The 13,115-nt window shown below is 43.0% G+C and carries 12 protein-coding genes; 3 read left to right on the top strand and 9 right to left on the bottom strand.

Annotated elements, in window-relative coordinates:
* Positions 1 to 102 precede the first annotated feature (102 nt).
* Positions 103 to 717 (bottom strand): TetR/AcrR family transcriptional regulator, encoded by a 615-nt coding sequence (locus LZG71_RS22815; protein WP_233824320.1) that lies wholly within the window; start codon positions 715 to 717, stop codon positions 103 to 105.
* A 382-nt stretch (positions 718 to 1,099) separates the two neighbouring features.
* Between LZG71_RS22815 and LZG71_RS22810 the strand changes: the two genes are divergently transcribed.
* Complete coding sequence (locus LZG71_RS22810) at positions 1,100 to 2,038, top strand: DNA-3-methyladenine glycosylase (RefSeq protein WP_233824318.1); 939 nt, start codon at positions 1,100 to 1,102, stop codon at positions 2,036 to 2,038.
* Here LZG71_RS22810 and LZG71_RS22805 read toward each other — a convergent pair.
* The 7 genes from LZG71_RS22805 to LZG71_RS22775 form a co-directional block, all read right to left on the bottom strand.
* Complete coding sequence (locus LZG71_RS22805) at positions 2,013 to 2,726, bottom strand: 2OG-Fe(II) oxygenase (RefSeq protein WP_233824316.1); 714 nt, start codon at positions 2,724 to 2,726, stop codon at positions 2,013 to 2,015. The genes LZG71_RS22810 and LZG71_RS22805 overlap by 26 nt on opposite strands.
* Before the next feature lie 18 nt (positions 2,727 to 2,744).
* Entirely contained in the window at positions 2,745 to 3,596 is an 852-nt protein-coding gene (locus LZG71_RS22800; RefSeq protein ID WP_233824314.1) for a methylated-DNA--[protein]-cysteine S-methyltransferase, read from the bottom strand.
* 109 nt (positions 3,597 to 3,705) lie between these two features.
* Positions 3,706 to 4,317 carry an alpha-ketoglutarate-dependent dioxygenase AlkB gene (locus LZG71_RS22795; RefSeq protein ID WP_233824312.1) on the bottom strand — a complete coding sequence of 204 codons (612 nt, stop codon included), beginning with the start codon at positions 4,315 to 4,317 and terminating at the stop codon, positions 3,706 to 3,708.
* A complete protein-coding gene (locus LZG71_RS22790; protein ID WP_233824310.1) occupies positions 4,307 to 4,576 on the bottom strand; it encodes an Ada metal-binding domain-containing protein in 270 nt (89 codons plus the stop codon). The genes LZG71_RS22795 and LZG71_RS22790 overlap by 11 nt, the downstream gene beginning before the upstream one ends.
* A 95-nt stretch (positions 4,577 to 4,671) precedes the next feature.
* A complete protein-coding gene (locus tag LZG71_RS22785) occupies positions 4,672 to 4,857 on the bottom strand; it encodes a hypothetical protein (protein WP_233824308.1) in 186 nt (61 codons plus the stop codon).
* A 77-nt stretch (positions 4,858 to 4,934) separates the two neighbouring features.
* The gene (locus LZG71_RS22780; RefSeq protein WP_233824306.1) at positions 4,935 to 6,443 is read right to left on the bottom strand and encodes a DUF1501 domain-containing protein; all 1,509 of its coding nucleotides are present in this window, start codon (positions 6,441 to 6,443) and stop codon (positions 4,935 to 4,937) included.
* A 3-nt stretch (positions 6,444 to 6,446) separates the two neighbouring features.
* Entirely contained in the window at positions 6,447 to 9,665 is a 3,219-nt protein-coding gene (locus LZG71_RS22775; protein WP_233824304.1) for a DUF1553 domain-containing protein, read from the bottom strand.
* A 356-nt stretch (positions 9,666 to 10,021) separates the two neighbouring features.
* Between LZG71_RS22775 and LZG71_RS22770 the strand changes: the two genes are divergently transcribed.
* On the top strand, positions 10,022 to 11,104 hold the full coding sequence (locus tag LZG71_RS22770; RefSeq protein ID WP_233824302.1) for a M12 family metallopeptidase: 1,083 nt from the start codon (positions 10,022 to 10,024) through the stop codon (positions 11,102 to 11,104).
* 112 nt (positions 11,105 to 11,216) lie between these two features.
* On the opposite strand, the gene LZG71_RS22765 is transcribed toward LZG71_RS22770, so the two are convergent.
* Positions 11,217 to 12,344 (bottom strand): metallophosphoesterase, encoded by a 1,128-nt coding sequence (locus tag LZG71_RS22765; protein ID WP_233824300.1) that lies wholly within the window; start codon positions 12,342 to 12,344, stop codon positions 11,217 to 11,219.
* A gap of 225 nt (positions 12,345 to 12,569) precedes the next feature.
* Between LZG71_RS22765 and LZG71_RS22760 the strand changes: the two genes are divergently transcribed.
* Positions 12,570 to 12,932, top strand: a complete 363-nt coding sequence (locus LZG71_RS22760; RefSeq protein ID WP_233824298.1) for an iron chaperone — start codon at positions 12,570 to 12,572, stop codon at positions 12,930 to 12,932.
* The last annotated feature ends 183 nt before the right edge of the window (positions 12,933 to 13,115 follow it).

Raw genomic sequence — 13,115 nt, 5'->3', positions numbered from 1 at the left:
TAAAGTTTAGAAAACTGTTTTGCGGCTCTCTAAATTCCTAAAATATTCGTTCCTGACTTATATTTTTATCAAACTATTTCCTCTCGGTTAATTCTTTCGCCATCAGGCACTTTGAAAAAGGTAATTAGTCACCATACCTATCACATGATTTTTATGCGTTTCGGTATAATTGTCAAACTGCCCTTCGCTCATACTATACATCTTCATGTGCATGTTTTTGCCCACAAAAACGAACTGCAAACTTCCTATTATAATCGGCATAAGGTGCTCAACTTCAATATCTCTCATACTCCCCTTCCGAACCTCCTCAGCTATCTGATCGATAAACATCCCTTTCAACAACTCCTTATACTTTGACAATTCTGGTAAAAGATTCTCGCAATCCCGGTGAATTTCTGTCATTATAAACAGCACCAGCGTTGGCTCCTCCTTCATCATTCTGTAATCCTCTTCAATGATCTCAATGATCTTCTCTTTAAGACCTATCGGCTTTTCAAGTATCTTAACCGTATTGGTACAATACAAAGAAAATAAATCTTTGAAAATTTCAACAAAAAGCTTCTCCTTACTGCGGAAATAATAGTTTGTCAATGCTATATTCATTCCCGCCGCATCTGCAATATCCCTTGCCGTGGTTCCCGCAAAACCTTTTCTCAAAAAGACAGATTTCGCCGCCTCCTTTAATTTTTCTTCACTGGATAAGTTGATACACTTCACAATTCTAACTGTTGTTGTTCATTGCAAAGGTCGCATACGAATCTGGATTCTCCAACGAAATCAAACACAAATTTTAAACAAACATTTAAAATCTTAATTTAAAATGATTTCATATCAAAATAGTTACATTCTTAACAAAATAATAATTCCCAAAAGGTATATTATTTTTCTAAAATGTGCATAAAAAATATTCCCTGAGAAATAATCAAAAAACCAAATCTGATATTTCCATCCCTCCTGCGCTGATTTTCAAACAGGTAGCTTCTCCCTGCCCGAAAGCTTGCATTGCGCGGAAATTCATATAATCCAACTGGTGCGGGAGGTTTGGTGTTATAGCAAGATACGGGTTGGATAACACAAGAAAAACCTAGAATTTTATATAATGAACAGACCTGTACTTAGTATTTCCACCGCAGATGATTTCAGTTTTGATGAGTGTCTCTGGTTTTTAAACAGAAATTTTGATGACTGTATGCATGTAACAGGCACCGACTTCATCCGAAAAGCACTCCTCATTAGCAACGAGCCATTCCTTTTTGAGATCAGACATGAAGGACATCTGTTACAGATAAAAATACTGAGCGGAGCAATTGACGCACTGGCAGAGCATGGCATTATACAATTCGTGAAGGATTGGCTTGAACCAACACATGACCTGAAACCGTTTTACGAACTGCTTCAAAACGAACCAAAACTATCTTACATGACCAGCCGTTATGCCGGTTTGAGACTGATAGGAATACCCGATCTTTTTGAGGCACTGACATGGAGCATCATCGGACAGCAAATTAATCTCACCTTTGCTTACAAACTAAAAAGACGGCTTGTTGACAAATACGGAAAGGCAGTAAGTTACGATGGAAAAGATTACCACATCTTTCCTTCCTATAAGGCCCTCGCTAATGCCACGGTTATGGACCTGAGAGAATTGCAGTTTTCGCAAAAAAAGGCTGAATATGTGATTGGACTGGCGAAGATTTTTGAAGGAGGAGAAATGAGTAAGGCATATCTTCAAAGTCTTCCTGACTTGGAGGCACGGCAGAAGGCGCTCACAGCTGTTCGGGGAATTGGTATCTGGACGGCCAATTATGCGCTCATGAAATCGCTCAAAGAGCCATCAAGCATCCCGCATGGAGACGCAGGATTACTCAATGCGCTCATTCGACATAATATTATTGAACAAAAGACTGATAATATGCTTATTGTGAATTTTTTCAGTGCCTTCAAAGGCTGGGAAAACTACCTGGTTTTTTACCTCTGGCGCAGCCTCGCACCTACTGTCTCGGAAAAAGAGATCAGCTCAGGGCATCGTGAAAAATAATGTCTAATGTATGGCGCTCACCAGCATGCACCGGACTTACTCCATGTTTCATATTTACCCTGTAAAAACCTCTGGATCCCTTGACAGGTCGAAAATTGGTTGTAAAAATGAGCATATCTCCAACGCCCGGCATAAGCACATTGGCTTTGGATTGCGCACGGGGAATTTGTTCGGTAAGCACAAACTCACCACCTGTATAATCCTTTCCAGGCTCGTTCAAAAACAGTACTACCTGCATCGGAAAAAACACATCTCCATATAAATCCTGATGTAAAGTATTGAACCCTCCTTTGCCATATTTAAGGATCAACACAGTCGGTTTGGTTTGTTCATTTTTAGCACAAAGCGCGATCATGTCTGAATGCGTTTCAGGAAAAGTTTTTTCTATCCTCAGCTCCTCCATCCACCTGTTTGCAACCGGTGCAATATGAGCATAAACCGTTTCTCTTATTTTGGTGATCTGATCAGGCAAAGGATAACGGAAGTATTTGTATTCGCCAAGCCCGAAACGATAGCGTTCCATACTAATTGTTTTTCTATACTTGCCGGTGACGTCATAGTCGCTTATTAATTCCTTGCAGACCTCCGGTTTCAGGATGTTTTTGACCACGGCATAACCATTTGCATGAAGCTGCCTCCTTATTTCGGGCCAGTTTTGTGCATCCAGCTTTTCATTTATACTGTTCATTGCTTAGGGTTTATCGGGTTAAACAGCGTTTTGCAACAATCCAGATTCCCAGCCGATGATAGCACTTTTTCGTGTAGCGCCCCAATGGTATTGCCCTGTTTCACCGGTAGACTTGATCACACGATGGCATGGGATTAGAAATGCAACGGGATTGGAACCCACTGCGGTACCAACCGCACGGGAAGCTCCCGTATGTCCGGCTTGTTGCGCAAGCGAAGCGTAGGTAGTGAGCCCGCCAACAGGAACACGCAAAAGTGTTTCCCAAACCCGCAGTTGAAACGGTGTTCCTTTAAGGTGCAGTTTAATCTGGCTCAGTTTACTCCAATCCTGATTAAAAATAAAGAGTCCGTTTTGCTGAATACCGTCTACCAATTGCGTGTAATGTGCATTCGGAAATTGGTTTTGCAAAGCTTGAAGGGCCTCGGTTTGGCTCTCATTTACGAAGGCCATGTAACAAATTCCCTTTGAGGTTGAAGCCACAAGAATGTTGCCAAAAGGGCTTTCGGCAAAACTGTAATTGATGCTCAGTGACGCTCCGCCATTTTTGTATTCTCCGGGTGTCATTCCTTCCACTTTTACGAACAGATCATGAAGGCGACCAGTACCCGATAAGCCCGTTTCTTCCGCCGTTTCTGAAAGTGTCGCCTCGGTATTTTTTAGAATGTAACGAGCATGTTCAACACTTAAGTATTGCAAAAACTGCTTGGGCGTAACACCTGCCCAATCCTGAAACATGCGTTGAAAATGAAACTGGCTCAAATGAACGTGATCAGCAGCTTCTTCCAGACTGGGCTGATTCTTAAAGTTGGATTTTAGAAAAGCTATTGCTTCGGCAATTCTGTTGTAATCAATTTCCTGTTGTGTTTCCATTATGATTGATATTATTACCTTACAAAGGTATTGTCTGCAACAGCGACTTAAAACCCGATTCTTGCTCAGTTGTGCCTATTGAATTTCTAAATTTCAAAACAGATTCAAATCAGATTATAGTTCTGAAAGTCAGATTGATTCTACCTCCTGAGACTTTTGTTTCTTTTGGAATGCGGTGATACCAATGATGCTGTGTGGAGCCTTTCATCAAAAGAAAACTTCCATCGGTCAGTGAGATACTTTCCTGAAGTTCGGGTTGTTCCCGGTGTTTGAACTGGAAAGTTCTTGAAGTGCCAAAACTTACGGATCCTATAACCGGATCGGCGCCAAGCGATTTTTCATTGTCGCGATGCCAACCCATACTATCCTGACCGTTTCTATAAAAATTGAGCAGCACACTATTGAACGTTTGTCCGGAAACTTCTTGTATTCTCTCCCTGATAATTAGTAGTTCCGGAGTCCAGGGAGCGGGATCCATTGTAATACCGGAATAACGGTAAGATTTCCCTGCATCTCCGTGCCAGGCCGTAAGTCGCGGCTGCATGATTTCCCGACCCATAATTTTGATTGGTTCCTGCCTCCACTCAACCTTGGTCTGTAAGCCAAAAAATAGCTCGTGACGTTCAGTAGCGGAAAACTCATTGGGATAAAAATATGCTTCTCCATCTACGGGAAGTAGATTATTCCCGGGAGAATATTTGATATTGCTGTTAATTTCCATGCGTTTTCAACTTCCACAATCTATACTTTTCCGGTAAACATCGTCCGCAAGGTCGGTATCCGAATTGAATAGCCTCGTCCTCATTTTTGAAGAAAACCCGGTTTTCAATCTTCATCCTTTTACCGGCGGAGCAGGAAAGTAAACCATATATTTTGCCTCTGGCATAACCACCCAAACAAACCTCACCTCTTCTGATTAACCCTTGAAGTCTTCGCTGTCTTTCTATGGGATCACTATCCAATTCCAGATGACGAATCATAATGTAATGATTGATTTAAGAATTTTGGGCAAACATATCGGTATAGAGCCAATTCTAAAACCCGATTCTTGCTAAAACAGCATCATGGTTTAACATTAATTCATTCCGTCAAGGTATTCCCATTCCACTATATCCTGGCGGTGGTGTGTGATGGGCTCTGCCGAGTATATTTCAATAAAAAGTTGATTTTCCTCATCAAACTCTCCATCCACCCACTCAGCTCCATCACTTCGTCTGAATCTTACCACCGCGCCATTTTCAGGCATTTCATGTTTTTCCATTTTATGAATCCAATGTGTTTTTAAAACCCTTGTTCAATTAGCATCATTTTCATCTCAATTAAAAAACTAAACCTGATTTAAGAAAGAATGCTTTTCACTACTTTACCATGCACATCGGTAAGTCTGAAACGCCTTCCCTGAAATTTATATGTAAGTTTTTCGTGGTCAACCCCCATGAGGTGCATCAGCGTTGCCTGAAAATCGTGGACATGGACAGGATCTTTAACAATATTATAACTAAAATCATCGGTTTCCCCGAAGCTCATTCCCGGCTTCACGCCTGCTCCCGCCATCCACATGGTAAAACATCTCGGATGATGATCCCGCCCATAATCGTCGGCGGTGAGTTTCCCCTGTGAGTATACCGTGCGACCAAATTCTCCTCCCCAAACAACAAGCGTATCGTCCAGCAAACCACGTCTTTTAAGATCCATGATCAAAGCAGCAGTCGCCTGATCGGTGTTTTTACATTGGTGCGCAATTCCTTTAGGCAAACCTCCATGATTGTCCCAACCCTGGTGATACAACTGAACAAATTTCACATCCTTTTCCAGAAGTTTACGGGCAAGCAGACAATTGGCTGCATACGTTCCCGCATCACGGCTGTCGGGACCATAGAGGTCAAAAACCTCATCGGGTTCGTCACTGGTATCCATCACTTCGGGTACGGAAGTTTGCATTCGGTAAGCCATTTCGTATTGTGCTATGCGGGCTTCAACTTCCGGGTCACCATAGGTTCCGTTTTGCAAGCGGTTCAGTTCCGATAAATAATTCAGCATTTCTTTCCTGTCTGTTCCATCGTAACCTTCCGGGTTGTTCAAAAAGAGAACCGGATCCTTACCCGAACCAAACTGAACTCCCTGATGCCGCGAAGGTAGAAAGCCATTTCCCCAGAGACGTGCATACAACGGCTGATCACGTGAGCCATTTTTGGAGACCAGTACAATGAAAGTGGGCAGATTCTGATTCGACGATCCCAGTCCATAACTAATCCAGGAACCTATCGAAGGCCTTCCGGGAAGCTGATTTCCTGTTTGAAAAAAGGTTATAGCCGGATCATGATTGATGGCTTCCGAATGAATGGATTTAATGATGCAGAGCTCATCTACCACCTTTGCTGTGTGAGGAAGCAATTCAGAAACCCAGGTTTCACTTTTACCATGGCGATTGAATTTATAGATCGATGGCACCATGGGTAATGCACTTTGATTGGCGCTCATGCCCGTCAATCTTTGTCCCTGCCTTACGGAATCCGGAAGATTTTGACCAGCCAGATCAACCAGTTTCGGTTTGTAGTCAAAGGTTTCAAACTGAGAAGGACCTCCGCTCATGAATAAATAAACAACCCGTTTTGCTTTTGGTGCAAGATGAGGAAGTGAATTCAAGATCTGTTGCTGCACATCCCCCGCTACCTCAGATGCGCCTTTTGCATCCGGCGTTTTGCTGCATCCAAACAATGAACCCATCGCAAGTGCTCCCAGCCCCAGTGATGTTTTCGTCAGGAAATTGCGCCGGTCCAGCTTTTCATTCAACGTGTTAAAATCAGGGCTGTGTAACCTGAATACTTCATTGTGATGATCTGACATGAATTATCTTTTGGTTAACGCTGCATCTGAATTTAAAATCGTACTCGCCACCACAGCATTGGCTGCCACCAGTGCGAGATTATGTTTGTCGCCTGGCTTATATTGTCCCTGCGTAATCCAGCCCTGAGCTTTGGCAGGAAAATCGGTAAACTTCCGGTACTCTGATTGTTGCATTTTGGTTAATAACACAACTTCTTTTGCAGAAGGCTTTCTGCCCGTAAGTTTCCGGTAAGTCGTTTGAATAGCCGTGCCAACATCTCTATTTGCACACATTTGCACGCCTAGTGCTCTCGCCGCCTCGGTAAATGTCGGATCGTTGAGCGTGACAAGAGCCTGCAAAGGTGTATTGGTTTTCTGCCTCCGAACTACGCAAAAACTTCTTGAAGTTGCATCAAACGTGGAGAGTGTTGGATTTGGAACCGACCGTTTCACAATCACATACAAACTTCTCCTATACACGGCATCTCCGGAATCACGCTGATAACTGGTATTATTAATTTCCCACAAACCGTCCGGTTGGTACGGTTTCACACTTTGCCCTCCCACTTTCCTGTTTATCAACCCACTTGCCATAAGCGCGTTGTCTCGGATCATTTCTGCCGACAGCCTGCTTACAGGTCCATGTACAAGCAACCTGTTTTCCGGATCTTTTTCCCGCAAATCGTTTCCAGCAATAGAGCTCTGCCGGTAAGTTGCAGACATTACCAATAATTTGTTCATCTTTTTCACATCCCAACCCGACTCCCGGAAGGTCACAGCAAGCCAGTCGAGTAATTCAGGATGGCTTGGCATTTCTCCCTGATTACCAAAATCTTCTGTGGTTTTCACCAATCCGGTTCCAAAAAAATTCTGCCACAAACGATTAACAGCTACCCGCGCCGTTAACGGATTATCCTGATGCGTAAGCCATTGCGCAAGACCATATCTGTTTTTAGGTAAATTTTCAGGAAAAGGCATGATGGATGACGGAGTGCCCGGAAAAACCTCAGGCCCCAAAGCATCGTAATTCCCCCGCAGCAGAATATGCGCTTTCTTCCTCACGGGCAATTCCTGCATCACCATCAATTCACGAATGTGTTCTGCCGAATCAGCAAGCATGGTTCTTGCTTTTTGCAAGTCATTTTTTTTGATTTTGACAACTGGCGAAACGGCTTCTGTGTAATAGGCTTTCAGCACATTCAATTCGGCCGAATTCAGGCTCGTTTTCTCCTTTGTCGAGATGGCATTCCAGGTTTTATTTTTGGCAAGAATCCCGGTTTCAAATGGAGTAAGCTCCCGATTGTATACCACGATATCGTCTACCAAACCATCTTTAAAACCAAGTCCCCGCCACCAGCCTCCAATCTGCAAACCTGGCTGTGTGCCCGACGAAAACAAAATATCCTTGGTGAGCTGATCCATTTCTGTTTTCATTTTCAATTCCTTTCCATCCAGAAACAAGCGATAACCAACCGCTCTTGACGAGCCGTCGTAAGTAATTGTGATCTGTATCCATTTGTCCTTCGGAACAGTCATTTCCGATAATTTCGTAATGGCATTGGACGGTGCCGTGTGCGCCATGCTCAGTTCCAGTTTGTCATTTTTAAGATACAAATGGTAACCTCTGAAATTGTAAAGTCTTTCAGCCTGGCTTTTGTGCAGGATCACACCTTCATGTAGTTCTTTTGGAATATTGACCCAAATTCCAATACTGAATGGATCTGATTTTCGAAATACGCCGGTTTCATTCAAATCCAGGTACACATCGCCATTGGTTTGCAATGCCTTTCTGTCTCCATGAGAAACAAATACCGGTGCATCTCCGGCCTGCCCTGATTCCCTTTTCATCAATCCGGACTGGCGTTTGTTAACTTCATTTCTGAGCGATCCATCCATTGCAAAATATGCCTGCAACCCTTGGCTGGGAATTTTCTCGTTCCCAAGCTTTTTATAGAATCCCTGGGATAACCAGTTTTCAAACGCCTTGACTTCTGCCATTTTCAAACCTTCAAGTTCCTTTTCCTGTTGCTGAATATTGGCATTGATGTACCTCAGCATTTTTTCCTGAGCGGCAGTAGGCAACATCATTGTTGGTGTTGGCATCGCATCGTTCCAGGATATTTGCCCGGCTTCTTTTACATTATTAAAAAAGCTAAAAAGCTCGTAATAGTTTTTCTGTGAAACCGGATCATACTTATGGTCATGGCATTTGGCGCAACCTACCGACAACCCAAGCATGGCATCGCCGAAAGTGTTGGTGCGGTCCACCACATATTCTGTCTGAAATTCTTCCTCCACTACACCACCTTCCATGTTTTGCTGATGATTTCTATTAAATGCCGTCGCAATTAACATGTCCTTCGTGGGCTTCGGCATCAGGTCTCCGGCAAGCTGCCAGTGCAAAAATCGGTCATAAGGCAGGTTGGAATTAAAAGACTTAATAACCCAGTCCCGGTAAGGCGACATATCACGGAGCCGGTCAACTGTATAGCCATGTGAATCGGCAAAACGCGCCAGATCCAGCCAGTCAACAGCCATTTTCTCACCATAATGAACAGATTTTAAAAGCCGATCCACCTGTTTCTCATAAGCATTAGCAGACTTGTCATTCAGAAACGCATCAATTTCCGGGATCGTGGGTGGCAATCCTGTCAAATCAAGTGATACTCTTCGTAACAGCAGTTCTTTTTCAGCTTCCCGGGATGGTTTTAACTTTTCGGTTTCCAGCCGATTTAATACAAAATGATCAATTGTATTTACCGGCCAATCGCTTTGTTTTATGTCAGGAACTTCCGGTTTTTCAGGCTTGACAAATGCCCAATGTGGTTTGTATTCTGCTCCGTTTTCTATCCATTTTACCAGAATAGCCTTTTCTTTGGCGGAAAGACTCAGGTGAGAATCCGGTGAAGGCATCATATACTCAGGATCTGCTGACATGATACGATGATAGAATTCGCTGCCTTTCAGATTTCCGGGATCAATAGCCACTTTCCCCTTATTCTCAGGCAATGCAGCGAATGCGGCCTCGGCTACATCTAATCTCAAACCTGCCTTTTGCTTCGCTTTATCGGGTCCATGGCATGCAAAACATTTGTCGGACAAAACCGGCTTCACATGTTGATTATAATCCAGTTTATCAGGAAGTTCCGCATATGCTAGCGCTACATCTTCGGGCAAGTCGGGACCGCAGGCGAAGATGCAAAACAGGATGTAAAACAGTGAAATGTATTTTAAAAAAGACATCAATTCAAGGGATAGGAATTCTACATAACAAAAATATAGTTTTATAATATATTTAAATTATACAAAACATCATATATACTCGAAATCATTGGTGATAGTCCATTCGGTATACCCGCAAATGATTTCCTGCAATCAAAATATCAATATCCGGAAGGTTTTCATGATGATGCCAAACAGCTTGGTTCAATTCAATTTAACTGAATCATCAATCATAAATTCCGCTTTCCACCATTAAATAAGTATCTGATATAAAACTATTTAAGGGTAATGCAGACCGCTAGTTGAATGACTAAGTTTGATTCAACAAAAAAAAATACTCTTCAAAACACTCTTCCACACTTAAACGCAGCAACAACATGCCAACAAACAAAGCTACCGCCGGCGCAACTGCCACTCCGCACTATTGCACGCTAGTTACACCGCTACCTGTCACTTTCTCTCCCGGAGTAGCGGAGGGAAGGCAAAGGATGATCATTCTGATGGTCAAAAAATGGGTGAATGGTACAAAACTGAAATACTATTTTTTTAACGCAAACGATGGATCGCCTGCTACCTGGCGGGGAAATGCTGCTGAGATTAATGTGGTAAAACAAGCATTTACTGCCTGGAAAAGCCAGGGAATAGGGCTGGAATTTGAGGAAACCAATGACAGAACGGACGCGGAAATCCGCATTGGCTTTCTAAGAGGTGATGGTTCCTGGTCGTATGTGGGACGTGACATTATTGATGCAGTGCCAAGCTTTGACGAACGCACTATGAATTTTGGCTGGGATATTAGCGACGAAATAGATACCGCCATCCACGAAATTGGTCACACGCTTGGTGCACCACATGAACACCAAAATCCGTTTGCGGGGATCGTTTGGGATGAAGAAGCTGTATACAATGCCTTGGCACAACCACCAAACAGCTGGTCGAGAGAAACCACTTATCATAACATCATCCGAAAAATACCGGCGAATCAGGTTGAAGGTACCGTTCATGATCCCAATTCTGTGATGCATTATCCATTTGGACCTGGAATGATTCTGGAACCGGCGGCTTTCCGAAACGGGATTGATCCCGCTGGTGGTTTATCTGCAAAAGACAAGGAATTTATTAAAAAAATATATCCACCCCTTACCCAGACAGATTACGTTCAGTTAAAGTTATCAAAATCTGAACTCATGGATATCAAACCGGGAGAACAGAAGAATTTTATTTTTAAACCAACCATGTCCCGCAAATACAAAATTGAAACTTTTGGCACGATGGACACGCTCATGGTTCTTTTTGAACGGATCAACGGACAGGATGTCTACATGTCAGGAGACGATGACAGTGGAACGGATTTTAATTCAAAAATTCACCTTCGGCTTCTCAAAGGCAGGGAATATGTGATACGTGTCCGACTATATTACTCAACACAGGGAGGAAGCGGATCCGTGATGGTTTACTAGAAATTTGTTATACAGTTTCTGGTTCGTATATGAGCCAATCCAAAGCAAATAAAAATCCGCCTGAATTACCTCGGGCGGATTTTTATTTCTTAATGAAATCGACAATAAGATTCTATTTCACTATAAACCGATAGGCATCTGCCAAAGGTGCAGGATCAAATGTTTCCATGATTTTTTCGTGAGGAATGGTATAATACTCCACCGCTATTTCCACTCCTTCTGTTTTCTTTTCGACACTTACCTTTAAAAAACCATGTTTTGTATCGCAAAAATTTTCAAGGGTTACTCCCTCAAATAACGGGCTGTCTGGGGTAAACCGATCGTCGCTCAGGAGTGCCACCGGATGCAGTTCATCGTATCCACCGGCTCCTGCCACTATAAAAGGAACCACTGTCCCGTCGTCGTATTTCTTCGCAAAACGCTGATAATTATGCACATGGCCACTAAAAACGATATCAGGCTTAACGCCGGTTTCCTTGTAAGCGCTTTCAAAAAATTCGATCATGGGAATGCTTGCTCCATGATTGATGTCGGCAGAAAACGGTGCGTGATGTATGCAAACGATCAGAGCCTTTTCCGGCCTTTGCTTTCCTGCCCATTTTAGCTCGTTGATAAACCATTCCTTTTGTTCGGCAGTGATACTACCAAATTTAGTCACATTGCCATGCAAGCCTATGAAATTGACCAGCGGCGTTTCCAAAGTCCAATAGACATTGGGCTGCGTCATGCTTTGCCGTCTGTTGCCTCCACTGAAAGCAATACTTCCGGCATTTGGAGTACAAAAAACTTTTGTAAACGCATCCAGACTGCGGTATGAAACGGGGTTGTCCGGATTAACGTCGCTATCATGATTCCCAGGAATGGCAAATATTGGTCTTGGGTAATTTTGGTAAGGTTCAAAAAACTGTCTTTGGTAACGTTCCACCTCGCCGTGGTTATAAACAACGTCACCCAAATGATACAAGAATGCAGGCTGGTCGCGCTCCGCAACTCCTGAAAACTGCTCTTCCATTTGTCCGGCAACGAGCTTTTGAAAATCGGGACTGCGAAGACTACCTGTGTCACCCACCATATGGAACACCATTTTGTCCGCCGCCGGAAAAATATTAGCGTTTTCGAGCGATAGACGATATGGGTATGGACCGGTAGGTTCTGGTAAGTTCTGAAACTTGTGATTGTCGTCCGGCTGATCCTTTTTAATTACCGGAATTGAATATTTCTGAGTAGCACTTGATAACATAGTGTACCAAAATTACAAAACTTGCGTGTAGGAAACTGAAAACAGCGCCCGAAAACGTAACAAAAACCGATATATTCAATCCAAAAGTAATTTTTAGTCAGAATAGCAATAAATTTACACAACATAGTACCAAACAACTGACCCGGATATCCTTGTAATTTTCACCGGAAATTGAGTTCATGAAAGGCTCCAATACATTCCTTTCTTATCTGATATAATCTGCCGATGGCTGCCGCTAAATCTTCCAATATCGACGAGTATATTGCCGGATTTCCATCCGATATCCAAAAGATTTTACAGGATATCCGGACCGCGATCCAAAACACGGTTCCCGAGGCTACCGAAGCCATTAAGTACAACATGCCAACTTTTATTTTCAGGAGTAATCTGGTTCACTTTGCTGCATTCAATAACCACATTGGTTTTTATCCTGCACCTACTGCGAACGATGTATTTGAGCGTGATCTATCTGCTTACAAAACCGGTAAGGGTTCAATTCAATTCCCGTATAGCCAACCCATACCCTTAGACCTCATTGCGGAGATCGTGGCCTGGCGTGTGAAGCGGGTTGAGGCAGGAATGAAATAATGAGTCCCTGTTTTCCATAAATTTCATAAAACGTCTTAGCACAATGCGGAAACACGGGCCAGTCTACAAAACGGAACATCCCGTTGTTGAACCACAGCTAACTCGCCTCCCATTATTCGTCATACATATAGAATTACTTTGAATAAAAAAATGGAAATTTGCGAAGATATTGTTAGTAAAACT

Source organism: Dyadobacter sp. CY312, assembly GCF_021390535.1.
GTDB lineage: Bacteria > Bacteroidota > Bacteroidia > Cytophagales > Spirosomataceae > Dyadobacter.
This window is presented reverse-complemented; position numbering and strand designations above follow the sequence as displayed.